General features: G+C 72.3%; 20 protein-coding genes and 1 pseudogene. 13 read left to right on the plus strand and 8 right to left on the minus strand.

Going from position 1 to position 23184, the window contains the following annotated elements; all coding sequences use genetic code 11:
- The first annotated feature begins 2 nt into the window (after positions 1–2).
- Together MKW14_RS02155 and MKW14_RS02160 are read left to right on the plus strand one after the other, a co-directional pair.
- Positions 3–1337, plus strand: coding sequence for an SDR family NAD(P)-dependent oxidoreductase (locus tag MKW14_RS02155; protein WP_240858399.1), 1335 nt, complete (start codon positions 3–5; stop codon positions 1335–1337).
- Positions 1334–2551, plus strand: a complete 1218-nt coding sequence (locus MKW14_RS02160; RefSeq protein ID WP_240858400.1) for a leucine-rich repeat domain-containing protein — start codon at positions 1334–1336, stop codon at positions 2549–2551. The genes MKW14_RS02155 and MKW14_RS02160 overlap by 4 nt, the downstream gene beginning before the upstream one ends.
- A gap of 42 nt (positions 2552–2593) precedes the next feature.
- Here MKW14_RS02160 and MKW14_RS02165 read toward each other — a convergent pair whose 3' ends face one another.
- The 3 genes from MKW14_RS02165 to MKW14_RS02175 all read right to left on the minus strand — a co-directional run bounded on the left by MKW14_RS02165 (position 2594) and on the right by MKW14_RS02175 (position 6306).
- A complete protein-coding gene (locus tag MKW14_RS02165; RefSeq protein ID WP_240858401.1) occupies positions 2594–3568 on the minus strand; it encodes an acyl-ACP desaturase in 975 nt (324 codons plus the stop codon).
- Positions 3569–3790: 222 nt separating this feature from the next.
- Positions 3791–4567, minus strand: coding sequence for a dimethylargininase (gene ddaH, locus MKW14_RS02170; RefSeq protein ID WP_240858402.1), 777 nt, complete (start codon positions 4565–4567; stop codon positions 3791–3793).
- A gap of 98 nt (positions 4568–4665) precedes the next feature.
- The gene (locus MKW14_RS02175) at positions 4666–6306 is read right to left on the minus strand and encodes an ABC-F family ATP-binding cassette domain-containing protein (protein ID WP_240858403.1); all 1641 of its coding nucleotides are present in this window, start codon (positions 6304–6306) and stop codon (positions 4666–4668) included.
- Between the two features lie 321 nt (positions 6307–6627).
- Between MKW14_RS02175 and MKW14_RS02180 the strand changes: the two genes are divergently transcribed.
- Complete coding sequence (locus tag MKW14_RS02180; RefSeq protein ID WP_240858405.1) at positions 6628–7266, plus strand: GOLPH3/VPS74 family protein; 639 nt, start codon at positions 6628–6630, stop codon at positions 7264–7266.
- Between the two features lie 73 nt (positions 7267–7339).
- Here MKW14_RS02180 and ssgD read toward each other — a convergent pair whose 3' ends face one another.
- The gene (gene ssgD, locus MKW14_RS02185) at positions 7340–7753 is read right to left on the minus strand and encodes a spore wall synthesis regulator SsgD (protein ID WP_240858406.1); all 414 of its coding nucleotides are present in this window, start codon (positions 7751–7753) and stop codon (positions 7340–7342) included.
- A 272-nt stretch (positions 7754–8025) separates the two neighbouring features.
- Between ssgD and MKW14_RS02190 the strand changes: the two genes are divergently transcribed.
- Entirely contained in the window at positions 8026–9078 is a 1053-nt protein-coding gene (locus MKW14_RS02190; RefSeq protein WP_240858407.1) for a WD40/YVTN/BNR-like repeat-containing protein, read from the plus strand.
- A 51-nt stretch (positions 9079–9129) separates the two neighbouring features.
- Entirely contained in the window at positions 9130–9468 is a 339-nt protein-coding gene (locus MKW14_RS02195) for a plasmid stabilization protein (RefSeq protein WP_240858408.1), read from the plus strand.
- A 10-nt stretch (positions 9469–9478) separates the two neighbouring features.
- On the opposite strand, the gene MKW14_RS02200 is transcribed toward MKW14_RS02195, so the two are convergent.
- Complete coding sequence (locus MKW14_RS02200; RefSeq protein ID WP_240858409.1) at positions 9479–9775, minus strand: YciI family protein; 297 nt, start codon at positions 9773–9775, stop codon at positions 9479–9481.
- Positions 9776–9825: 50 nt separating this feature from the next.
- Here MKW14_RS02200 and MKW14_RS02205 point away from each other — a divergent pair, with 50 nt between their 5' ends.
- Positions 9826–10572 carry an endonuclease V gene (locus MKW14_RS02205; protein WP_240858410.1) on the plus strand — a complete coding sequence of 249 codons (747 nt, stop codon included), beginning with the start codon at positions 9826–9828 and terminating at the stop codon, positions 10570–10572.
- Between the two features lie 194 nt (positions 10573–10766).
- Positions 10767–10919: a morphogenic membrane protein MmpA gene (mmpA, locus tag MKW14_RS02210; protein WP_240858411.1), complete on the plus strand. Its 153-nt coding sequence runs from the start codon at positions 10767–10769 to the stop codon at positions 10917–10919.
- A 6-nt stretch (positions 10920–10925) separates the two neighbouring features.
- Here the strand turns inward: mmpA and MKW14_RS02215 are convergent, their stop codons facing one another.
- Positions 10926–12104: a saccharopine dehydrogenase family protein gene (locus MKW14_RS02215; protein ID WP_240858412.1), complete on the minus strand. Its 1179-nt coding sequence runs from the start codon at positions 12102–12104 to the stop codon at positions 10926–10928.
- A 182-nt stretch (positions 12105–12286) separates the two neighbouring features.
- Between MKW14_RS02215 and MKW14_RS02220 the strand changes: the two genes are divergently transcribed.
- From MKW14_RS02220 to MKW14_RS02240, 5 genes and pseudogenes are all read left to right on the plus strand, one after another.
- Complete coding sequence (locus MKW14_RS02220; protein ID WP_240858414.1) at positions 12287–13426, plus strand: CaiB/BaiF CoA transferase family protein; 1140 nt, start codon at positions 12287–12289, stop codon at positions 13424–13426.
- Entirely contained in the window at positions 13423–14565 is a 1143-nt protein-coding gene (locus tag MKW14_RS02225; RefSeq protein ID WP_240858415.1) for an acyl-CoA dehydrogenase family protein, read from the plus strand. The genes MKW14_RS02220 and MKW14_RS02225 overlap by 4 nt, the downstream gene beginning before the upstream one ends.
- Positions 14566–14590: 25 nt before the next feature.
- A complete protein-coding gene (locus tag MKW14_RS02230) occupies positions 14591–15805 on the plus strand; it encodes an acetyl-CoA C-acetyltransferase (protein ID WP_240858416.1) in 1215 nt (404 codons plus the stop codon).
- Between the two features lie 33 nt (positions 15806–15838).
- Entirely contained in the window at positions 15839–18016 is a 2178-nt protein-coding gene (locus tag MKW14_RS02235; protein ID WP_240858417.1) for a 3-hydroxyacyl-CoA dehydrogenase NAD-binding domain-containing protein, read from the plus strand.
- Positions 18017–18259: 243 nt separating this feature from the next.
- A pseudogene (locus MKW14_RS02240) lies at positions 18260–18621 on the plus strand (thiamine pyrophosphate-dependent enzyme).
- A 34-nt stretch (positions 18622–18655) separates the two neighbouring features.
- Here the strand turns inward: MKW14_RS02240 and MKW14_RS02245 are convergent.
- Together MKW14_RS02245 and MKW14_RS02250 are read right to left on the minus strand one after the other, a co-directional pair.
- Positions 18656–19369: a MerR family transcriptional regulator gene (locus MKW14_RS02245; RefSeq protein WP_240858418.1), complete on the minus strand. Its 714-nt coding sequence runs from the start codon at positions 19367–19369 to the stop codon at positions 18656–18658.
- 102 nt (positions 19370–19471) lie between these two features.
- Positions 19472–20956: a M1 family metallopeptidase gene (locus MKW14_RS02250; RefSeq protein WP_240858419.1), complete on the minus strand. Its 1485-nt coding sequence runs from the start codon at positions 20954–20956 to the stop codon at positions 19472–19474.
- Positions 20957–21175: 219 nt separating this feature from the next.
- Between MKW14_RS02250 and MKW14_RS02255 the strand changes: the two genes are divergently transcribed.
- Complete coding sequence (locus MKW14_RS02255) at positions 21176–23140, plus strand: Xaa-Pro dipeptidyl-peptidase (RefSeq protein ID WP_240858420.1); 1965 nt, start codon at positions 21176–21178, stop codon at positions 23138–23140.
- The last annotated feature ends 44 nt before the right edge of the window (positions 23141–23184 follow it).

Here is a 23184-nt window from a genome sequence, read left to right on the forward strand (position 1 = left end):
CCATGGGCGACGGCGCGGCGATCGGCGAGGAGGAGCTGGCCGCCTTCCACCGCACGGTCGGCAGGCTGCGCGAGCTGCCCGTCGACGACCCGGTGCGGCTGCGTGCCGAGCAGGTCGCCGCGTCCTTCGCCCGCGACGGACGGCTGCGGCGCCGCAGGGCGCGTGGTGCCGAGACCTCCGCCGCCGACGCCGAGGCGATGGCGGCGACCGCGACCGGCGCCCGCGACCGGCGCGAGGACGCGCCCCTGGCCGTCCCCGGCGACGCCGGCCTCTTCCGCAAGCCCCGCAGCTGCTATGTCTGCAAATCACCCTATCGACAGGTCGACGCCTTCTACCACCGCCTCTGCCCCCGCTGCGCCGCCGACAACACGGCCCGCCGGGGCCTGTCCACCGATCTGAGCGGCCGCCGCGCGCTGCTCACCGGCGGCCGGGTGAAGATCGGCTTCCAGCTGGCCCTGATGATGCTGCGCGACGGCGTGGAGCTGCTGGTCACGAGCCGCTTCCCGCACGACACCGTGCGCCGCTTCCGGGCCGAGCCGGGCAGCGGGAAGTGGCTCGACCGGCTGACCGTCCTCGCCGTCGACCTGCGCGACCCCCGTCAGGTACTGGGCCTGTGCGAGGAGTTGCGGCAGGAGGGCGAGCCGCTGGACATCCTCGTCAACAACGCCGCCCAGACGGTGCGGCGACCGCCCGAGGCGTACGCGCTGCTGGCCGGGGGCGAGTACGACGCGCTGCCCGAGGGGGCCAGACGGGCGCCGGGCTTCACGCCGATGCGGGCGCTGACGAGCGGCGCCGCGTCGCTGCCGGCCGCCCTGCGCGAGGCCGACGAGGCGGGCCTGCTGCCCGACCCGTCCCCGGAGAACTCCTGGTCCGCCCGGCTCGGCGCGCTCGACCCCGCCGAGGTCCTGGAGACCCAGCTGGTCAACGCGCTCGCCCCGGCACTGCTGTGCGACCGCCTGCTGCCGCTGCTGCTCGCCTCGCCGCACCCGCGCCGCTACGTCGTCAACGTGACAGCAGTCGAGGGCCGTTTCGCGGTCCGCAACAAGATGGCCGGCCACCCGCACACCAACATGGCCAAGGCCGCCCTCAACATGCTCACCCGCACCGGCGCGGCCGAACTCGCCGAGCAGGGCGTGCACATGTGCTCCGTCGACACCGGCTGGATCACCGACGAGAACCCGGCCCCGAAGAAGCGGCGCATGGCCGACGCCGGTTTCCGCACGCCGCTGGACGTCGTGGACGGGGCGGCGCGGGTGTACGACCCGATCGTGCGCGGCGAGGCGGGTGATCCCGTGTCGGGGGTGTTCCTGAAGGACTACCGGGAGGCGGAGTGGTGAGCGGGGAACCCGAGGACTTCGGGGCGGAGGACGCGGGCGTGGATGCCGCCGGTTTCGCCGGAGTACCGTCCGTCGTGCCCCGCCCGGCCGCCGAACTGGCCCCGCTGCTCGACTGGTTGCGGGCCGGCCGCCCCGCCGGTGAACGGCTGGACTTCACCGCGGGTACGGCGCTGCCCGACGGGCGCCTCGACCTGTGCAAGCAGGGCCTGGGCGCCAAGGGCGCCGCCCTGGTCGCCGAGGCGCTCGCCCAGGGGCCTTCGCCGGTACGGCATCTGCTGCTCGGGACCGACGGTCTGGGCGACGCCGGGGCGGCCGCCGTGGCCGGTTCGGGGACCGGCGTCGAGACGCTCTACCTCGGCTGTAACGGGATCACCGAGGGCGGCGCCTGCCGGATCGCCGACCAGCTGCGGGCCTCGCCGCAGGTCGTCACCGGGGTCTGGCTCAAGCGCAATCCGCTGGGCGCCGGGGGCGGCCGGGCGGCGGCCGAACTCATCGACGCCGCACGGTCCTTGCGCACCCTCGACCTCGTCCAGACCGGCCTGGACGCGACGGGCGCCGTCGTTCTGGCGGACGCCCTGCTGGCCGCGGCGGGCAACGGCCGCCGGATCGAGCGGCTCTTCGTCGGCGGCAACCCGCTGGGGGAGGCCGGAGCACGGCCGCTCGCCGAGCTGGTCAGGGCGGGCGCGATCGACGAACTGTACGTGTCCGCCGCCCGGTTGGGCGACGGCGGGGCGGTGTGTCTCGCCGAGGCCCTGGAAGGGGCACCCCACGGACGGCTCACCCGGCTGTCCGTCGCGAGCAACGGCATCGGCCCGTCGGCGGCGGCCCGGCTGGTGACGGCGGCGACCGCCGCCGGAGTGCGGCTGCTCGACCTCGGCCGGGTGCGGGCGGCCGCGGTGCTCGGCGCGGCGGACAACCGCCTCGACCTCGCCGCCGCCCGGTCCGTCGCCGACGCCCTCGCGGACACCCCCGGCCATCGGCTGACCCATCTGGTCCTCAGCCACACCGGCCTGCGCAGCCGCGAGGCCCACCGCCTCCTGTACACCGCCCCGCGCGCCACCACGGCCACCCGTTTCGTCCTGGGCCGGGGCATCGCGGCCAGCGTCAAGCGCCGGCTGGACGCCCTCAGCGCCCATGTCCCGCCGCCGTCGGTCCCGGTGGACGTGGCGGCCGTACGCAGCGTGCACCGCACCCGGCCGCCGGCCCGCGGCTGACGGCGTCACCGCCGCGCGGGCAGGAGGGAGATCCGGCTGTCGTCAGGCTCCCGCCCGTGCCGCCATCCGCGCCTTGCGCGCCGCGAGCCGCTCGTCGAACTTCGCGGCCTCCGAGTCGAGCCCGCCCATGAACATGCCGAGTTCCTCCTGCGCCTGCCGGCCCTCGCCGTCGAGGCCGTCGATGTCCAGGACCTTCAGGAAGCGCAGGACCGGCTGCAGGACGTCGTCGTGGTGGATGCGCAGGTTGTAGACCTCGCCGATCGCCATCTGCGCCGCCGCCCGCTCGAAACCGGGGATGCCGTGGCCGGGCATGCGGAAGTTGACGACGACGTCCCGGACGGCCTGCATGGTCAGGTCGGGGGCGAGCTCGAACGCGGCCTTCAGAAGGTTGCGGTAGAAGACCATGTGCAGGTTCTCGTCGGTCGCGATACGAGCCAGCATCCGGTCGCAGACCGGGTCGCCCGACTGGTGGCCGGTGTTGCGGTGCGAGATGCGGGTCGCGAGCTCCTGGAAGGCGACGTAGGCCACCGAGTGCAGCATCGAGTGGCGGTTGTCCGACTCGAAGCCCTCGCTCATGTGGGCCATGCGGAACTGCTCGAGCTTGTCCGGGTCCACCGCGCGGGAGGCGAGCAGGTAGTCCCGCATCACGATGCCGTGCCGGCCCTCCTCGGCGGTCCAGCGGTGCACCCAGGTGCCCCAGGCGCCGTCGCGGCCGAAGAGCGAGGCGATCTCGTGGTGGTAGCTGGGCAGGTTGTCCTCGGTGAGGAGGTTCACCACGAGCGCGATACGGCCGATCTCGGTGACCTTCGACTGCTCCTTGTCCCACGCCTCCCCGTCCTCGAACAGGCCGGGGAAGTTGCGGGCGTCCGACCACGGCACGTACTCGTGCGGCATCCAGTCCTTGGCGACCTTCAGATGCCGGTTGAGTTCCTGCTCGACCACTTCCTCGAGGGCGTACAGCAGCCGGGCGTCGGTCCAGACGGCAGGGCTGCCGAGGTGCGGGGAAGTGATCGTCACGGGGACTCCAGGGGACGGGCGACACGGGGAACGACCGGCGAGCGGCACCGGAACCTACGGAATCGTAGGCTACGAATCCGTAGGTTACGATTCCGTAGGTTAAGTGCGCTGTAAAGATCGCTGATCAGGCCCCTGCCAACGGTGTCCGGGGGTGTCCCGCAGTGTTCAGGGCAGCCCCAGGACCCGCAGGTCCCGGGGCCGAAGGGGTAAGTCGTCCACCCGTCAGGCGTACAGCTCCCTGAGCCGCACCGAGAGGCATGTCACACAGCCCTCGAGCTTCTCGAACTCGCTGATGTCGACCAGGACGGGCTCGAAGCCGAGGTCGGCCAGCAGCTCGGCCGTCTTCGGCGCGCTCGCGGCCATCAGCAGCTCGCCGCCGCCGAGCAGCACCACATGGGAGCCGGCCTCCTCGGGCACCGACAGGAAGCGCGGGAACAGCGAGGGCCGGTCCACCTTCGGGATGTGCCCGATGACGGTCCCGTCCGGCAGCGCGGTGACCGCCGACTTCAGGTGCAGCACCCTGCTCACCGGTACGGCGACGACCTGGGCGCCGAGCGGTTCGAAGGCGGCGCGCAGCTGCTGCACCCCGGCCGCGTTGGTACGTCCGCCCCGGCCGACGTAGATCGTGTCGCCGATCTTCAGCACGTCACCGCCGTCGAGGGTGCCCGGGTCCCAGATCCAGTTCACCGAGCAGCCGAGGCGGGCCACGGCCTCCTCGACCCCCATCGTCTCCTCGCGCCGCGACTCGGCGCCGGGCCGGGTGATCAGCGCCACGTTCTTGTACATGACGACCGTGTCCTCGACGAACACCGAGTCGGGACAGTCGTCGGCCGGGTCCACCTCGACCGTCTCCCAGCCGTGTGCCCGCAGCGTCTCGACGTAGCCCTCCCACTGTTCCACCGCGAGGTCCGCGTCGACCTTCTCCCGCTCGATGTGCGTCACCAGACCTTCGGCGAGGCGCGGGCTGGGGCGGCGGACGAGGGCCTTCTTGCTGGGCACGACGGGACTCCGTATCGGCGGGACAGTGGACCGGGCCCCGTCACGGGGCCCGGTCCGCCATCATGCAGGGCGGATCCGCGCAGGCAAAACCCCCGTGGTCAGGCCGTACCCCTGTCGAGACCGGGCAAGCCCACCTCCTCCGGTGTCGTCTCCCGCAGCTCGCCGTCGAGCAGCAGCCACCTGGTGATTCCGATGGACTCCAGGAACGGCAGGTCGTGGCTGGCCACGATCAGCGCCCCCTCGTACGACTCCAGGGCCGTGGTCAGCTGCCGGACGCTCGCCATGTCGAGGTTGTTCGTCGGCTCGTCGAGCATCAGCAACTGCGGGGCCGGCTCGGCCAGCATCAGCGCCGCCAGGGCCGCCCGGAACCGCTCGCCGCCGGACAGCGTCGCCGCCCTCTGGTCGGCCCGGGCGCCCCGGAACAGGAAGCGGGCGAGACGCGCCCGCACCCGGTTGTTGGTGGCGCCCGGCGCGAACCGGGCCACGTTCTCGGCGACCGTCAGCTCGTCGTCGAGCACGTCGAGACGCTGCGGCAGGAAGCGGAGCGGCACGTGCGCGTGCGCCTCGCCCGACACCGGCTCCAGCTCACCGGCGATCGTGCGCAGCAGCGTCGTCTTGCCCGCGCCGTTGCGCCCGATGAGCCCGACCCGCTCCGGCCCGCGCAGATCCAGCCCGCCCGCCACGCGCGCACCGTACGCGAGCTCCAGGTCCAGCAGGGTGAGCACGGTACGGCCCGGCGGGACGGCCGTGTACGGCAGGTCGACGCGGATCTCGTCGTCGTCCCGTACGGCCTCCGCCGCCTCGTCGAGCCGTTCCCTCGCCTCGCTGAGCCGCTCCTCGTGCATGATGCGGTGCTTGCCCGCGGACTCCTGGGCCGCCCGCTTGCGCGCCCCCATGACGATCTTCGGCTCGCGCTTCTGGTCCCACATCTTCTGTCCGTACCGCTTGCGGCGGGCCAGTTTGACCTGGGCGTCGGCCAGTTCGCGTTTCTGCTTGCGGAAGTCGGCCTCGGCGACGCGCACCATCCGCTCGGCCGCCTCCTGTTCGATCGCCAGCGCATCCTCGTAGGCGGAGAAGTTGCCGCCGTACCAGGTGACCTCCCCGGAGCGCAGATCGGCGATCTGGTCGACGAGGTCGAGGAGTTCACGGTCGTGGCTGACCACCACCATGACCCCCGGCCAGGCGGACACGGCCGCGTACAGCCGGCGCCGCGCGTACAGGTCGAGGTTGTTGGTCGGCTCGTCCAGCAGCAGCACGTCCGGGCGGCGCAGCAGCAGGGCCGCCAGCCGCAGCAGCACCGACTCGCCGCCGGAGACCTCGCCGATGGTGCGGTCCAACTGGATGTGCCCGAGCCCGAGTTCGCCCAGGGTGGCGAGCGCGCGCTCCTCCACGTCCCAGTCGTCGCCGACGGTCTCGAAGTGCTCCTCGGCCACGTCACCCGCCTCGATGGCGTGCAGCGCGGCCCGCTGCGCGGCGATGCCGAGCGTCTCGTCGACCCGCAGCCGGGTGTCGAGCGTGACGTTCTGCGGGAGGTGGCCGACCTCGCCGGCGACGCGCACGAGGCCGTCGGCCGGGGTGAGTTCACCGGCGATCAGCTTCAACAGGGTCGATTTACCCGACCCGTTGACGCCAACAAGGCCGGTCCGCCCGGGGCCGAAGGAGACGTCCAGTCCCTCGAAGACGGGGCTGCCGTCGGACCAGGCGAAGAAGAGGGACGTGACAGTGATGGATGGAGACATACGGGGCCTCGCGGTTGCTCGATGCGGTCAGGGGCAAACGCGTGTCGAGACACCGGCGACCACGGAGGGCCGGAAGAGCCCTGAAAGGGAGGGGGCATGAAAAAGGCCCTGCTCCGTCGGGGACGGCTCACCTGCCGAGGTCGCACACGGCACACACCAGTGGTGGGTGACACGGTGTCTCAGGACCTCAGAGGAGCAACGTCCTTCTCCGATCGACGGCAACAGAACCGTCGTACACCGTAGGAGCGCCGCAGAGCGCTGTCAACGAATTAACGTGACCCCCGGATCGCACCGCCGATCGCACCGCACCAAGGAGACCTCGTGCCGCACGCTTCGCTCTCGCTCCCGGCCCGGCTGTGCCTGCTGGCCTGGGACTCCACGCCCGAGGCGATGGACACCGCCCGTCTGGTGCGGGCCGGGGCCCTCACCGAACTGGCCCGGCGGGGCCTGCTCACCGACGAGGACGGCATCGCCACCCCGGCCGACATGGACACCCTCACGGCGGACGCGGTCCTCGACGGTCTCCTGGAACTCGTCCGCGAGTCCCGGCCGCACCCGTGGCGGACCTGGGTGACGCTGCACGCGCGCGTGACGTCCGACGCGGTGCGCGAGCAGCTGACCGCCGACGGCTGTCTGCGGGCGGAGCGGAAACGGGTCCTGGGAGTCTTCCCCAGCGTGGACCACGTACTCGAACGCACCGACGTCGTGGAGGCGCTGCGGGAGGAGGCTCGGAGGCTCCTGGAGCAGCCCCCGCCGGTCCCGGAGGTCGCGGAGGTCCCGGAGGTCTCGGAGGAGGAGGCGGCCGCCGTGGCCCTGGCGGTCGCGGCCGGACTGCCCGCGCTGGTGCCGGACGGAGACCGCGAGCGTCACAAGGACCGGGTCGAGGAGCTGATCGCGCGAACCGGGGTGAGCGGGATCCTGAGCGAGCTGTGCTCGGCCCTCGCGACAGTGCCCCATTGATGTCGGATTCCCGCCGGCCTCCGCCGTACCTACGGCGAGCTCAACACCCTGCTGGGCGGGGCGTGTTGAACGCTCACGCGTCCCGCATCAGCTCCGCCAGGCCGTGGTCCAGGTCCAGCTGCAGGTGCTCCAGGCCGACGGGCACCAGCTCGTTCGCCGCGCCGAGGAAGCGCCGTACCTCCTCCGAGCGCACATGCACCACGGCCGTGCCCTCGGGGGCGTGGAACTCCAGGACGGTGCGGTCGTACCCGTACGGCCGCACCCGCACGTCGCCGTGCCCCTCCGGCTCCTCCAGGCCGGCCGACAGCAGTTCGCGCGAGAAGGTCCAGCAGACCTCCACACCCTCCAGCGTGGCAGGCGCCGGGAAGGTCATTCTGACCGCGAACGGGTCGCGGCGGTCGTAGTGCAGGGTGGCCGGGATGCTCGGCATACGCGGCGCGGCGGCCACGAGGCGGGCCTCGACGGGCTGCTCGATGACGGTGGACAACGCCTTGCTCCCTTGCTGCGGCTGGACGGGCCTGGCGGACGGATCGGTCCGGGCACTACTGGAGACGCCGGAACCGGCCGATCCGTGCACATGAATGCCGAGTGACCTCCGTCACCGCGTTCATTCACAGAAGTGACGAGTCCCACCTCCCGTGCCCCGGTGGGCACTTGTGGCCCGCACGGCCCTCTGGACGCCGTCCGGGCGGTCGGCTAGCTTCGCCCGCCATGAGGCGCTCGGGGAAGACACGAGGGACGAGACGGACGGTTCGCGCGATGGCGGCGGTGGCCGTGTGCTCGGCGGCACTGGCGGCCCTGACCGCCGTACCGGCGCAGGCGCACGAGCCGGGACACCGGGCGCCGCACTGGGAGCTCACGGACACCGGCAGGCCGGACGTTCGCTTCCGAGGGCTCGCGGCCGTCGGCCGGGACACCGCGTGGGTGGCCGGCACCGGGGGCACCGTGCTGCGCACCACCGACGGCGGGGCGAGCTGGCGCGACGTCTCCCCGCCCGGGGCCTCGGACCTGCAGTTCCGGGACATCGAGGCCTTCGACGCGCGGCGGGCCGTGGTGCTGGCCATCGGCGAGGGCGAGGCGTCCCGCGTCTACCGCACCGACGACGGCGGCGCGACCTGGACCGAGTCCTTCCGCAACACCGATGCGGGGGCCTTCTACGACTGCCTCACCTTCTTCGACCCCCGTCACGGCCTCGCGATGAGCGACCCGGTGGACGGCCGGTTCCGCATCCTGTCGACGAGCGACGGCGGCCGCTCCTGGACGGTGCTCCCGAGCAAGGGCATGCCGGCCGCCCTCGACGGCGAGGCGGGCTTCGCGGCGAGCGGACAGTGCCTGGTCGCGTCCGGACCGTCGGACGTGTGGCTGGCCACCGGAGGCGGGGCACGCGCGCGTGTGCTGCACTCCCGTGACCGCGGACTGACCTGGACGGCCGCCGACACGCCCATCCCGGCGGGCGACCCCGCCAAGGGCGTCTTCGCGCTCGCCTTCCGCGACCGCGTCCACGGCCTCGCGGTGGGCGGCGACTACCGCCCCGACCAGGCCTCACCGCAGGCCGCGGCACGCACCGGCGACGCCGGCCGCACCTGGCGTCCGGCCGACCGGCCGCCGCCCGCCTACCGCTCCGGCGTCGCCTGGCTCCCGCACAGCCGCACCGCCGCCCTCGCCGTCGGCCCCACCGGCACCGACCTCACCACCGACGGCGGCCGCACCTGGCGGACGGTCGACACGGGCTCGTACGACACCGTGGACTGCGCCGGTCAGGGCTGCTGGGCGGCGGGAGAGCAGGGAAGGGTGGCACGACTGGAGCGGTGACGTGCCGGAATGCGGGTACCCGGTCGCCGACTGCGAAAGGAGTGAGCGACGATGCCCGCAGGTTCCAGCCCCAAGCGTGAACGTCAGTACGAGCACATCAAGAAGAGCGCCGAGGACCGTGGCGAGAGCACCGGACGCGCCAAGGAGATCGCGGCCCGCACGGTCAACAAGGAACGCGCCCGGTCCGGCGAGTCGAAGACCGCCAGCCGCAGCTCGACCAAGGACATGTCCTCCAGCAGGCGCGGCGGCCAGCGTTCGGGCAACCGGACCGGCTCCCAGGGGCCGACCCGGGACCAGCTCTACAACGAGGCCAAGCAGCGCGGCATCGAAGGCCGTTCGCACATGAACAAGGACGAGCTGCAGCGCGCGCTGAACGCGAAGAAGGGCTGAGCCGGGCCCTTCAGTGGCCGGTCTCGCGGTACGCCTCCAGGGCGGGTGCCGTCCTGGTCGCGTCGAACTCGGTGACGCGGTACGTGCACACGCCGCCGGTGGCGAACGGGTCGCCGGCGGCGATCTCCTCGGCCCGCGCGCGGTTCTCGGTGAGGGCGAGGATGATCCCGCCCTCACGGGGGTTCTTGCGCCCGGCCATCAGGAAGACGCCCTTGCCGAACTGCTCGTCCAGCCAGGCCACATGGGCCGGAAGCAGGGCGTCGACGGCGTCGAGCGGGGCGGTGTAGGTCAGCTCCAGTACGAACATGATCGCGAGCCTACGCGGCCCCCGCGCGGGGCCGTAGGCTCGGTCCCATCATGACGACCGTACGCGTTCCCGCGGGCTGGCCCGCGACCGAGGACCAGGCCCGTGCCGTGCAGGACGAGTTGCGGGCGCGGGTGGTGCTGGACGAGCCCGGGCCGCCACCCGGCACGGGGCGGGTGACCGGCGTCGACGTGGCCTACGACGACGAGCTGGACCTCGTGGCGGCGGCCGCGGTGGTCCTGGACGCGGCGACCCTCGACGTGGTCGCCGAGTCCACCGCGGTCGGCCGCGTCTCCTTCCCGTACGTGCCCGGCCTGCTCGCCTTCCGCGAGCTCCCCACGGTCCTCGCCGCCCTGGACACCCTGCCCTGCTCGCCGGGCCTGGTCGTCTGCGACGGCTACGGCCTGGCTCACCCCCGCCGTTTCGGCCTCGCCAGCCACCTCGGTGTCCTGACCGGCCTGCCCACCATCGGCGTCGCCAAGAACCCGTTCACCTTCGCCTACGACGACCCGCCCGCCGCGCGCGGCAGCGGCTCCCCGCTCCTCGCGGACACCGAGGAGGTCGGCCGCGCCCTGCGCACCCGGGACTCCGTCAAGCCGGTCTTCGTCTCCGTGGGCCACCGCACGACCCTCGACAACGCCTGCGCCCACGTCCTCGCCCTGACCCCCACCTACCGCCTCCCGGAAACGACCCGCAGAGCGGACACCCTGTGCCGCCGGGTCCTGCGGGAGGCGACCCAAGCCCCGGGTTCTGGGGACACCGCTCGTTCGGGAGCCCGTGCGCCCGGGGGACGCGTTTGACCTGGGCGGGCCGGCTGCTCGTCGCGGCGGCCGCCCGGGACCGGTGCCGCACGTCGACCAACAGGTGCGGTGGCAGATCGGCCCGCTCGCCATCTCGCCACCCTCGCTGCCGTTCACCGGGCAGCGGACTGAGTACCCGGACTGAGTATCCGTACGGATGTGGGCGCAGCCGTGTGCTCGGCAGGCTTGGGCGCATGACGACGCACCGTGCCCGGGCCGCCAAGCCCCTCGCCGATCCGAACCGTCCCGTCGAGCGGGCCGTGAACGCCGCGCTGGTCCTCGCCGTGCTGGCGGGGCTGGGGTGGATCTGCGGGATGATCTACACCGTGGCCGGATGGTCGATGTAGGGCCCGTCAGCGGCTCGCGGCGACCCGGAAGGTGATCCCGGCCCGGCGCAGCCGCTCGGTCAGGGAGTCGCCCATCGCGACCACCGTGGTGACCTGGCCGGCCGTCTCCGGAAGGTCGTCGAGGGCCAGGGACAGGGCCGACTCGGCGAACATCTTCGCCGTCTCGTCGTAGCCGGGATCGCCGCCCGCGACCTCCGTGAACACCCGCCGTCCGCCGCCCTCGCCCACGAACCGCACCGAGAACCAGCTCTTCGCGCGCTTCTCCGCGCTCGGCCCGTCCCCGGGCTTGAGCCGGTCGGACAACCAGCGCCGGGCGGGCGGCAGTTGGGCCGCCGTGACGAGCGCGCCCATCGCCGCCACCCCGCCCAGCGCCACCGGCAGACGCGGTACGGCCGCGTAGTGGCGGTAGCGGAAGTCGGGGCCGTAGCGGTCGAGGGCCTTCGCCGACCGGTGCACGATCCGCGGGTCGATCGTCGGCAGCGGCAGCGCCCACGCGCCGATCTCCTTCGCGAACCGCGGCGCACCCGTCGGCGCCGCGGCCCGCCGGCCCACCAGGCGCGGCTCGTGTCGGCGCCGGTCCCGCTCGGCGGCCAGCATGGGCCGCAGCCGGGAGAACTGGTTCAGCGCGGACGCGAACGTGCCGCCGGAGAAGGCGGCGTCGACGGTGACGAACCCGTCGACCGTCAGCGGGACCCCCTCCGGCAGTTGCCGGACGGTGAAGTAGGCGCCCAGGTCGTGCGGGATCGAGTCGAACCCGCACGCGTGCACCAGCCGCGCGCCGGTCTCCCGCGCGCGTGCGTCGTGCCGGACGTAGGTCAGGTCCACGAACTCCGGCTCACCGGTCAGGTCCAGGTAGTCGGCGCCGGCGTCCGCGCAGGCCGCGACGAGGTCCTCGCCGTAGCTCACGTACGGCCCCACGGTCGTGGCCACCACGCGCGCGTGCCCGGCGAGTTCGCGCACCGACTCCGGCTCGGCCACGTCCGCGCGCAGCACCCCGACCTTCTCGCCGGCGGGCAGCCGTTCGCGCAACTGCTCCAGCTTCCGCTCGCTGCGCCCCGCGATCGCCCAGCGCAGGCCCTCGGGGGCGTGCGCGGCGAGATATTCCGCGGTCAGCGTCCCCACGAAGCCCGTGGCTCCGAAGAGCACGATGTCGTACGGACGGTCCGCCCCGTTCAGCCTGCTCATGACACTCCTCGGTCCGCACCACGCGCCGTTGTCGGTGGCCGAGGCTAGCGTGAGGAGACGGCCGAGCCGACGCGGACCCCGAGAATTGGCTAAGCGCTTGCTCGCCCAGGTCTTGTGTTCAGTGGAACGTGTTCTTAGCATCACTGGTGTTACATCAGTTGTGTCACAGCGCTGGGGGCTGGATGGCAACGGCAGGGACGCCGCCCGGGCAGGGCCCGCTCACCGGCGTGCGCGTGGTCGAGCTGGCCGGCATCGGGCCGGGCCCGTTCGCTGCCATGCTCCTCGCCGACCTGGGCGCCGACGTCGTACGTGTCGACCGCCCCGGCGGTGTCGGCCTCGCGATCGACCCCGCGTACGACGTCACCAACCGCAACAAGCGCTCGGTCGTCGTCGACCTGAAGGCCCCGGACGGCCCAGCCCGCGTCCTCGGCCTGGTCGAGCGCGCCGACATCCTCGTCGAGGGCTACCGCCCGGGCGTGGCGGAGCGCCTCGGCGTGGGCCCGGAGGCCTGCCACGCCCGCAACCCCGCGCTCGTCTACGGCCGCATGACCGGCTGGGGCCAGGACGGTCCGCTCGCCCCGCGGGCCGGCCACGACATCGCCTACATCGCCGTCACCGGCGCCCTCGGCCTGATCGGCGAACCCGACCGGCCCCCGGCCGTCCCCGCCAACCTCCTCGGCGACTACGCGGGCGGCTCCCTCTACCTGGTCGTCGGCGTCCTCGCCGCCCTGCACCACGCGCGCGCGGGCGGCGCCGGCCAGGTCGTCGACGCCGCCATCGTCGACGGCACCTCCCACCTGTCCGCGATGCTGCACGGCATGCTCGCCGCCGGCGGCTGGCAGGACCGGCGCGGCGCCAACCTCCTGGACGGCGGCTGCCCCTACTACGGCACCTACGAGACGGCCGACGGCGGGTACATGGCGGTCGGCGCCCTGGAGCCGCAGTTCTACGAGGAGTTCGTGACCGTGCTCGGCCTCCCCGAGCACGCCGGCGACCGCAAGGACCGGACCCGCTGGGGCGAGCTGCGCGAGGCGGTCGCGGCCCGCTTCAAGTCCCGCACGCGCGACGAGTGGACGGCCCTCTTCGAGGGCACCGACGCGTGCGTGGCGCCCGTACTGTCGCTGCGCGAGGCCCCCGGCCACCCGCATCTGGCCGCCCGCGGCACCTTCACCGACCATGGCGGCCTCACCCAGCCGGCGCCCGCGCCCCGCTTCTCCGCGACGCCGACCGCCGTGCGCACCGGCCCCGCCCGGCCCGGCGCCGACGCCGCCGACGTGGCCCGCGACTGGGACGTACCGGACCTCCTGAAGGACCGCGCATGAAACGGCAGATCTTCGCCCCCGAGCACGACGCGTTCCGCGAGACCGTGCGCGCCTTCCTGGCGAGGGAGGTGCTGCCCCACTACGAGCAGTGGGAGAAGGACGGCATCGTCTCCCGCGAGGCCTGGCGGGCGGCCGGCAAGCAGGGGCTGCTCGGGCTCGCCGTGCCCGAGGAGTACGGCGGCGGAGGCACCGCCGACTTCCGCTACAGCGCCGTGCTGGCCGAGGAGTTCACCCGCGCGGGCGCCCCCGGGCTCGCCCTCGGCCTGCACAACGACATCATCGGCCCCTACCTGACCTCGCTCGCCACCGAGGAGCAGAAGCGGCGCTGGCTGCCCGGCTTCTGCGACGGCACGCTGATCACCGCGATCGCCATGACCGAGCCGGGCGCCGGCTCCGACCTCCAGGGCATCCGCACGCACGCCGAGGACCGTGGCGACCACTGGGTGCTCAACGGCTCCAAGACGTTCATCTCCAACGGGATCCTCGCCGACCTGGTGATCGTCGTCGCGAGGACGACCCCCGAGGGCGGTGCGCGCGGGTTGTCGCTGCTGGTCGTGGAGCGGGGCATGGACGGCTTCGAGCGGGGCCGCAACCTCGACAAGATCGGCCAGAAGGCGCAGGACACGGCCGAGCTGTTCTTCCACGACGTGCGCGTGCCGAAGGAGAACCTCCTCGGCGAGCTGAACGGCGCCTTCGGCCACCTCATGACGAACCTCGCGCAGGAGCGGCTGAGCATCGCGGTCTCCGCGATCGCCGCCGCCGAGCACCTGCTGGAGATCACCACCGGCTACGTCAAGGAGCGCGAGGCCTTCGGCCGGCCCCTCGCCACCAAGCAGCACGTCCGGTTCGAGATAGCCGAGATGGCCACCGAGTGTGCCGTCACCCGCACCTTCCTCGACCGCTGCATCGAGGACCACGCGAACGGTGAACTCGATGCCGTGCACGCCTCCATGGCCAAGTGGTGGGCGACCGAACTGCAGAAGCGGGTCACCGACCGCTGCCTCCAACTGCACGGCGGCTACGGCTACATGAGCGAGTACCCCGTCGCCCGGGCCTTCACCGACGGCCGTATCCAGACCATCTACGGCGGGACCACCGAGATCATGAAGGAGATCATCGGCCGTTCCCTGCTGGGCTGACCCTCACCCCCGAAAGGCGTTCGAAGTGACCACCGAAGCGTACGTGTACGACGCGATCCGCACCCCGCGCGGCCGCGGCAAGGCGAACGGCGCCCTGCACGGCACCAAGCCCATCGACCTGGTCGTCGGACTCATCCACGAGATCCGCGGCCGCTTCCCGGACCTGGACCCGGCCGCCATCGACGACATCGTGCTCGGCGTCGTCGGCCCGGTCGGCGACCAGGGCTCCGACATCGCCCGCATCGCCGCGATCGCCGCGGGCCTGCCGGACACCGTCGCGGGCGTACAGGAGAACCGCTTCTGTGCGTCCGGTCTGGAGGCCGTCAACATGGCCGCCGCCAAGGTCCGCTCCGGCTTCGAGGACCTCGTCCTCGCGGGCGGCGTCGAATCCATGTCCCGGGTGCCGATGGCCTCCGACGGCGGCGCCTGGTTCAACGACCCGATGACCAATCTCGCCGTCAACTTCGTGCCGCAGGGCATCGGCGCCGACCTGATCGCCACCATCGAGGGCTTCTCCCGCCGGGACGTCGACGAGTACGCGGCCCTGTCGCAGGAGCGGGCGGCGACGGCCTGGAAGGAGGGCCGCTTCGACCGCAGCGTCGTCCCCGTGAAGGACCGCGGCGGGCTGACCGTCCTCGACCACGACGAGCACCTGCGTCCGGGCACCACCGCCGACTCCCTGGCGGGGCTCAAGCCGTCCTTCGCGGACATCGGCGACCTCGGCGGCTTCGACGCCGTCGCGCTGCAGAAGTACCACTGGGTGGAGCGGATCGACCACGTCCACCACGCCGGCAACTCCTCCGGCATCGTCGACGGCGCCTCCCTGGTCGCCATCGGCACCAAGGAGATCGGCGAGCGCTACGGGCTCACCCCGCGCGCGCGGATCGTCTCCGCGGCCGTCTCCGGCTCCGAGCCGACCATCATGCTCACCGGCCCGGCCCCCGCCACCCGCAAGGCGCTCGCCAAGGCCGGGCTGACCATCGACGACATCGACCTCGTCGAGATCAACGAGGCCTTCGCCGCCGTCGTCCTGCGCTTCGTCAAGGACATGGGCCTCTCGCTGGACAAGGTCAACGTCAACGGCGGCGCGATCGCGCTGGGCCACCCGCTCGGCGCCACCGGCGCGATGATCCTCGGCACGCTCGTCGACGAACTGGAGCGCCAGGACAAGCGGTACGGCCTCGCCACGCTGTGCGTGGGCGGCGGCATGGGCATCGCCACCGTCGTCGAGCGCATCTGACCCCCTCCCACGGATCACACGGAGCACACCCTCATGACCACTGAGCCCACCGCCATCCGCTGGGAACAGGACCGCACCGGCGTCGTCACCCTCGTCCTCGACGACCCCGACCAGTCCGCGAACACCATGAACCAGGCGTTCCGCGACTCCCTCGCCGTGATCACCGACCGTCTGGAGGCCGAGAAGGACTCCATCCGCGGCATCATCATCACCTCCGCCAAGAAGACCTTCTTCGCGGGCGGCGACCTGCGCGACCTCATCCGCGTCACGCCCGAGACCGCGCAGGAACTCTTCGACGGCGGCATGGCGATCAAGCGGAACCTGCGCCGCATCGAGACCCTCGGCAAGCCGGTCGTCGCGGCGATCAACGGCGCGGCCCTCGGCGGCGGTTACGAGATCGCCCTCGCCTGCCACCACCGGATCGCGCTGGACGCGCCCGGCTCCAAGATCGGCTGCCCCGAGGTCACCCTGGGCCTGCTGCCCGGCGGCGGCGGAGTCGTCCGCACGGTCCGCCTCCTCGGCATCGCCGACGCGCTGCTGAAGGTGCTGCTCCAGGGCACCCAGTACGACCCGCGGCGCGCGCTCTCCCAGGGGCTCGTCGACGAAGTGGTCGACGCCCCCGAGGAGCTGTTGACCCGGGCCCGCGCCTTCATCGACGCCAACCCGGAGTCGCAGCAGCCCTGGGACAAGCCGGGCTACCGCATCCCGGGCGGCACCCCCGCCAACCCCAAGTTCGCGGCCAACCTGCCCGCCTTCCCCGCCAGTCTGCGCAAGCAGACGGGCGGCGCCCCCTACCCGGCCCCGCGCACCATCCTCGCGGCCGCGGTCGAGGGCTCCCAGGTCGACTTCGAGACCGCCCAGGTCATCGAGGCCCGCTACTTCGTCGAACTGGCAGCGGGCCAGACCTCGAAGAACATGATCCAGGCGTTCTTCTTCGACCTCCAGGCCGTCAACTCCGGCGCCAACCGCCCCAAGGGCGTCGAACCCCGTCAGGTCCGCAAGGTCGCCGTCCTCGGCGCCGGGATGATGGGCGCCGGCATCGCCTACTCCTGCGCCCGCGCCGGCATCGAGGTCGTCCTGAAGGACGTGTCGCTCGAGGCCGCCGTCAAGGGCAAGGGCTACTCCGAGAAGCTGTGCGCCAAGGCCGTCTCCCGGGGCCGTACCACCCAGGAGAAGGCGGACGCGCTGCTCGCCCGCATCACGCCGGCCGCCGACCCCGCGGACGTGGCGGGCTGCGACGCGGTGATCGAGGCCGTCTTCGAGAACCCCGAGCTCAAGCACAAGGTGTTCCAGGAGATCCAGCACATCGTCGAGCCGGACGCGCTGCTGTGCTCCAACACCTCCACCCTGCCCATCACCGCGCTGGCCGAGGGCGTCGAGCGCCAGGCGGACTTCATCGGCCTGCACTTCTTCTCGCCGGTCGACAAGATGCCGCTGGTGGAGATCATCAAGGGCGAGCGCACGGGCGACGAGGCCATCGCCCGCGCCTTCGACCTGGTCCGCCAGATCAAGAAGACCCCGATCGTCGTCAACGACTCCCGGGGCTTCTTCACCTCGCGGGTGATCGGGCACTTCATCAACGAGGGTGTCGCGATGGTCGGCGAGGGCGTCGAGCCGGCCTCCGTCGAGCAGGCGGCGGCCCAGGCGGGCTACCCCGCCAAGGTCCTGTCCCTCATGGACGAACTGACCCTCACGCTCCCGCGCAAGATCCGCAACGAGTCGAGGCGGGCCGTGGAGGAAGCGGGCGGCACCTGGGCCACGCACCCCGCCGAGGCGGTCATCGACCGCATGGTCGACGAGTTCGGCCGCACCGGCCGCAGCGGGGGAGCGGGCTTCTACGACTACGGCGACGACGGCAAGCGCGCGGGCCTGTGGCCGGGGCTGCGCGAACACTTCACCCAGCCGGGGTACCGGATCCCGTTCGAGGACATGCGGGAACGCATGCTCTTCTCCGAGGCCCTCGACACGGTCAGGCTCCTGGAGGAGGGCGTCCTGACCTCCGTCGCGGACGCCAACATCGGGTCGATCTTCGGCATCGGGTTCCCCGGCTGGACCGGCGGTGTCCTGCAGTACGTCAACGGCTACGAGGGCGGCCTGCCCGGTTTCGTCGCCCGCGCACGCGAGCTTGCGGACCGCTACGGGGAGCGCTTCACCCCGCCGGCCCTGCTGGTGGAGAAGGCGGAGAAGGGGGAGCGCTTCACGGACGCCTGACGGGAAGCGGACCGGCGGCGGGGTGAGGGCCGGCGGCGGCGTGAGGACCGGTGGCGGGGGCGTGGGCCGTCGTGGGCAGGCTGTACAGCTTGGCCGTACGGCGCCTCGCCCTCGGCGCCCCACCCCCGCACGCTGATCCGTGAACCGGCCCCGAGGTCCCTCCGGAGGAGCCCCCATGGGATACCGTCCCGCCCTCGCCGCCCGGGACATCCTGCGCGACGAGGGCGTGTCCTCGGCTGGGGCATCGGCGTCGCGGTCGGCCGCGCCCTCGCCGAACCCGGACGCCCGGTCGTCGCCGTCCTGGGCGACGGCTCCAGCCTGTTCGGCCCGCAGGGCCTGTGGAGCGCGGCCCGGCAGAACGCCCCGTCCTGTTCGTCGTCATGAGCAACGGCGCCTACCGCACCGTCCAGAAGACCTACGCGGCGTTGGGCCACCAGGGCCCCTGCCCGGGCACCGACCTGGGGTCGCTCGACTTCACCCAGGCGGCCCGCTTCTTCGGCGTCGACGCGGTACGGGCGGACAGCGCCGATCATCTGCGTGAACTGGTCGCGGGCGCGGGCAAGTTGACAGGCCCGCTGCTGGTCGACGTACCCCTGCGGACGTGATTGGGTCCCCGCGCGAAGCGATCGGTCCCGCGCGTCAGGCAGGTCGCCCGTCCTGCGCGTCCGTGAGCCAGCCCAGCACCTCTTCCTTCAGCGAGCGCTGGAACGTCGTCAGCAGCGCCTGCACCACCAGCGGCTGCATATGCGCGGACAGTGACTTCACGTCCTCCTCGGCCCGCTCCGACACCTCGCCCCGGAACAGCTGCGACAGCTCGTGCGCCGCCGCCCGCGAGTGCTCGATCAGCACCTTGCGCGCCGCCAGGATCGCCTCCTCGGACAGCGGTACGTCCAGCAGCTGCACGGCGAGCCGCAGCAGCCCCGCGTCGACGCGGTAGGCGTCTCCGTCGGCCCGGACCACGCCCATGGCGACGAGCCGCTCGACCTCGTCCGCGCCGAGCGCCCGTCCCGCCCGGCGCCGCAGCTCCTCGACCGTCACCGTCTCCACGGTGTCCGGAGCCCAGGAGGCCACCACCGCCCGGTGGATCGCCAGGTCGTGATGGCTCAGACCGGCCGGCAGCTGCTCCATGTAGCGCTCGATCGCCGCCAGCGTCATGCCCTGGTGCTGCAGCTCCTCGATCAGCGCCAGCCGCGCCACGTGCTGCGGCCCGTAGTGACCGACCCGCCGCGGACCGATCACCGGGGGCGGGAGCAGGCCCTTGGTGCTGTAGAACCGGACCGTGCGGACCGTGATGCCGGCCCGCGCGGCCAGTTCGTCGATGGTGAGCGTCGGCTCCCCGGTGTCGGTCGTCATGTGCAGCAGTATCGCTGTCACACCAGTACTGCGAAACCCGTCAGGGCCGGCAGCGAGGACGGGCGTTGCCGGTGTGCTTCGAGGCGCGAACCCGGCACCCCCTCAGTGCACGCTGTTCGTGGCCGCGATCTTCTTCCAGGACTTCGGCTGCGCAGCAACCGCGGACCGAGCGATCGCCGCGCCCCGCGCCGCAGGCGCCGCCGGCTTCGACGGCTGGAACAGCCACGTGTCGAACAACGCCCCCAGCGACTTCCCCGACACCCGCTCCGCGTACGCCTCGAAGTCGGCCACGGAAGCGTTGCCGTACGCGTGCTCCTGCGGCCACCCCTTCAGAATGGCGAAGAACGCGTCGTCACCGACCGCGTTCCGCAGCGCCTGGATCGCCAGCGCCCCCCGGTCGTAGACGGCGATGTCGAACTGGTCGTCCGGCCCCGGATCCCCCGGCTCGACGGTCCAGAACGCGTCGTCGGCGGGATGAGAGTCGTACACGTAGTCGGCCAGTTCCTGCGTCGTCCCCTCGCCCTCGTGCTCGGACCACAGCCACTGCGCGTACCGCGCGAACCCCTCGTTGATCCAGATGTCCTTCCAGCCCTTGAGGGACACGCTGTCGCCGTACCACTGGTGCGCCAGCTCATGGACGACCACGGACGTGTTGGACCCGTTCGCGAACTGCTTCGGGCTGTAGTACACGCGCGTCTGCGTCTCCAGCGCGTACCCGGTGGTCGTGTTGGGCACGTACCCGCCCGCCGAACTGAACGGATACGGCCCGAAATAGCCGCTCAGCCAGTCGACGAGCTCCCCGGTGCGCTCCACGCTCGCCCGCGCGGCCCCGTCGTTGTCGCCGAGGTCCTTGCTGTAGGCGTTGACGACCGGCACCCCGCCCTCCGAGGTACTGGTCGTGATGTCGAACTTCCCGATCGCCAGCGTGGTGAGGTACGTCGCCTGCGGCTTGTTCTCCCGCCAGGTGTACCGCGTCCAGCCCAGCTTCGAACTCGTCGACTGCAGAAGCCCGTTGGAGATGACCTGCGTCCCGTCCGGCACCGCCACGGACACGTCGTACGTCGCCTTGTCGAGCGGGTGGTCGTTGCTCGGGTACCACCACCAGGCCGCCTCGGGCTCGTCCGCGGCGACCGCCCCGTCCGGGGTCCGGTGCCAGGTGTTGAAGCCGTACGCGCTCTTCGTCGACGGCACCCCGGTGTAGCGCACGACGACGGTGATCGGCGTGCCCTTGTCCAGCGGCGTCCTCGGCGTGATCACCAGCTCGTGCTGGCCCGAGGTGGTGAAGGAGGCCTTCGCGCCGTTGACCCGCACCTCGCTGACGTCCAGCAGGAAGTCCAGGTCGAAGCTCGACAGGTCCTGCGTGGTCCTCGCGAGGATCGTCGCCGTGCCCTCCAACTCGTCGGTGGCGGGCTGGTACCGCAGGCGCAGGTCGTAGTGGGAGACGTCGTATCCGCCGTTGCCGTAGGCCGGGTAGTAGGGGTCGCCGATGCCCGGGGCGCCGGGGGTGTGGCTCGCGGCCGACGCCGGGATCGCCAGCATCAGGGTGGCGGCGGCGAGGGCGCCCGGCGCGATGATTCTGCGGTGCACGAAAGCTCCAAGTGGTAGGGGCACATGGGTCTGTTCGGATGTGCGGAGCCTATTGAGTCCCTGTGTGACGGAGCATGTCCATGGCCGCATGTGTCACACGATCGCCATTCGGCCGTCACGCACGGTGCCGCGCCAGGGGCGTCATTCGGCCACACCCGCCCCACCTGGCCGTCTACTGCCCTCTTCTGCACGGGAGTTGACCGATGTAGCGTCCCGCGCATGCCGACACGCACGCGCTTCACGACCTGGAGACCGCTCGCGACGGCGGCCATCGCCGTCCTGATGGCAGCCTTCCTCACCCCGGCGGCGGCCCACGCGGCCCCACGGGAGAGCCAACCCGTCTACTCCTACGCGAACGCCATCCGCGAGGCCGTATGGGTGGACACCGGACTCGACTCGGACGGCGACGGGAAGACCGACCGCGTGGCCGTGGACATCGTCCGCCCCCGCGAACCCGCCCAGCACCACCGCCGGGTCCCGGTCATCATGGACGCCAGCCCCTACTACTCCTGCTGCGGCCGCGGCAACGAGAGCCAGAAGAAGACGTACGACGCGAGCGGCGACGTCGTCCAGATGCCGCTCTTCTACGACAACTACTTCGTCCCGCGTGGCTACGCCTTCGTCGGTGTCGACCTCGCCGGCACCAACCGCTCCGACGGCTGCGTCGACGTCGGCGGCAGGTCCGACATCCAGTCCGCGAAGGCCGTCGTCGACTGGCTCAACGGCCGCGCCCGGGCGTACACGACGCGCACCGGAACCGTCCGGGCCACGGCGGACTGGACCAACGGCAGGACCGGAATGATCGGCAAGAGCTGGGACGGCACCATCGCCAACGGCGTCGCCGCCACCGGCGTCAAGGGCCTCAGGACCATCGTCCCGATCAGCGCCATCTCCTCCTGGTACGACTACTACTTCGCCAAGGGCGCCCCCCTCTACGACTCCGGCCCGGACTGGCTCTCCGACTACGTCGAAAGCCCCGACGCCCGCGCCAAGTGCGCCGCCGAACAGCAGAAGATAGTCGCCGGGGCCCCGCGCACCGGCGACTGGACGCCGTTCTGGACCGAGCGGGACTACGTCAAGGACGCCGGCAAGGTGAGGGCGAGCGTCTTCCTGGTGCACGGCATGCAGGACCTCAACGTCCGCACCAAGCATTTCGGGCAGTGGTGGGACGCGCTGGCCAAGCACGGCGTGGAGCGCAAGATCTGGCTCTCCCAGACCGGCCACGTCGACCCCTTCGACTACCGGCGCGGCGCCTGGGTCGACACCCTGCACCGCTGGTTCGACCACGAACTCCTCGGCTACGACAACGGCATGGACCGTGAGCCGATGGCCGACATCGAGCGCCACCCCGACCAGTGGGTCACCTCCACGGTCTGGCCGCCACGAGGGACGGCCGCCACGACCCTGCGCCCCGCCACCGGAACCCCGGCGGGCGTCGGCACCCTCCGACTGAAGACCGGCTCCGGCACCGCGACCTTCACCGACAACCCCCGGCTGAGCGAGACCGACTGGGCGGCCCAGATCGACAAGTCGACTCCGGACAAGGCCGGTTTCATCACCAAGCCCCTCACGCGCGACCTGCGCCTGTCCGGCTCCTCGAAGGTGACGGTCACCGCGACCCCGACCACCCCGACGGCCCATCTCTCCGCCGTCCTGGTCGACCTCGGCCCCGACACCATCAGGGACTACGCGGACGCAGCCGAGGGCATCACCACCCTCACCGACCGCTCCTGCTGGGGCGCGAGCACCCCGGGCGACAGCGCCTGCTTCCGTGACACCGCGGCCAAGAAGGCGAGCGTCGACCACACCGTGTTCAGCCGCGGCTGGGCCGACCTCGGCAACTACGCCTCCGACCGCAAGGGCGTCCCGCTCACCCCGGGCAAGGCGTACACCATCACCCTGGACCTCGCGGCCACCGACCATGTAGTCCCGGCCGGCCACCGTCTCGCGCTGATCGTCGCGGGCACCGACAAGGACCTCATCGACCCGCCGGCCGACAGGCCGACCCTCACCCTGGACCTGTCCCGCACCTCGGCCCGCGTCCCGCTGGTCGGCGGCGCCGCGGCCTTCGCCCGGGCCACCTCGGGCAAGGCGTCGGCGACCGCGTCACCCCGGCACCTGGACGGCGTACGCGCCCCGAGCGGCACGCACCGCGTTCCCGGCCCCGCCGGCCAGGACGGCTGACCGCGCGTCAGGCGGCCGGGGCCACCGCTCCGGCCGCCTCCGCG

The organism is Streptomyces gilvus (assembly GCF_022513565.1).
Lineage (GTDB): Bacteria > Actinomycetota > Actinomycetes > Streptomycetales > Streptomycetaceae > Streptomyces > Streptomyces gilvus.

Bases quoted from the DNA above. Each gene is read 5' to 3' on its own strand.
- MKW14_RS02155 (WP_240858399.1), top strand. From the start codon at position 3: ATGGGCGACGGCGCGGCGATCGGCGAGGAGGAGCTGGCCGCCTTCCAC.
- MKW14_RS02175 (WP_240858403.1), bottom strand. From the start codon at position 6,306: ATGTCTCCATCCATCACTGTCACGTCCCTCTTCTTCGCCTGGTCCGAC.
- MKW14_RS02190 (WP_240858407.1), top strand. From the start codon at position 8,026: ATGGCGGCGGTGGCCGTGTGCTCGGCGGCACTGGCGGCCCTGACCGCC.
- MKW14_RS02195 (WP_240858408.1), top strand. From the start codon at position 9,130: ATGCCCGCAGGTTCCAGCCCCAAGCGTGAACGTCAGTACGAGCACATC.
- MKW14_RS02200 (WP_240858409.1), bottom strand. From the start codon at position 9,775: ATGTTCGTACTGGAGCTGACCTACACCGCCCCGCTCGACGCCGTCGAC.
- MKW14_RS02205 (WP_240858410.1), top strand. From the start codon at position 9,826: ATGACGACCGTACGCGTTCCCGCGGGCTGGCCCGCGACCGAGGACCAG.
- mmpA (WP_240858411.1), top strand. From the start codon at position 10,767: ATGACGACGCACCGTGCCCGGGCCGCCAAGCCCCTCGCCGATCCGAAC.
- MKW14_RS02215 (WP_240858412.1), bottom strand. From the start codon at position 12,104: ATGAGCAGGCTGAACGGGGCGGACCGTCCGTACGACATCGTGCTCTTC.
- MKW14_RS02220 (WP_240858414.1), top strand. From the start codon at position 12,287: ATGGCAACGGCAGGGACGCCGCCCGGGCAGGGCCCGCTCACCGGCGTG.
- MKW14_RS02225 (WP_240858415.1), top strand. From the start codon at position 13,423: ATGAAACGGCAGATCTTCGCCCCCGAGCACGACGCGTTCCGCGAGACC.
- MKW14_RS02235 (WP_240858417.1), top strand. From the start codon at position 15,839: ATGACCACTGAGCCCACCGCCATCCGCTGGGAACAGGACCGCACCGGC.
- MKW14_RS02245 (WP_240858418.1), bottom strand. From the start codon at position 19,369: ATGACGACCGACACCGGGGAGCCGACGCTCACCATCGACGAACTGGCC.
- MKW14_RS02255 (WP_240858420.1), top strand. From the start codon at position 21,176: ATGCCGACACGCACGCGCTTCACGACCTGGAGACCGCTCGCGACGGCG.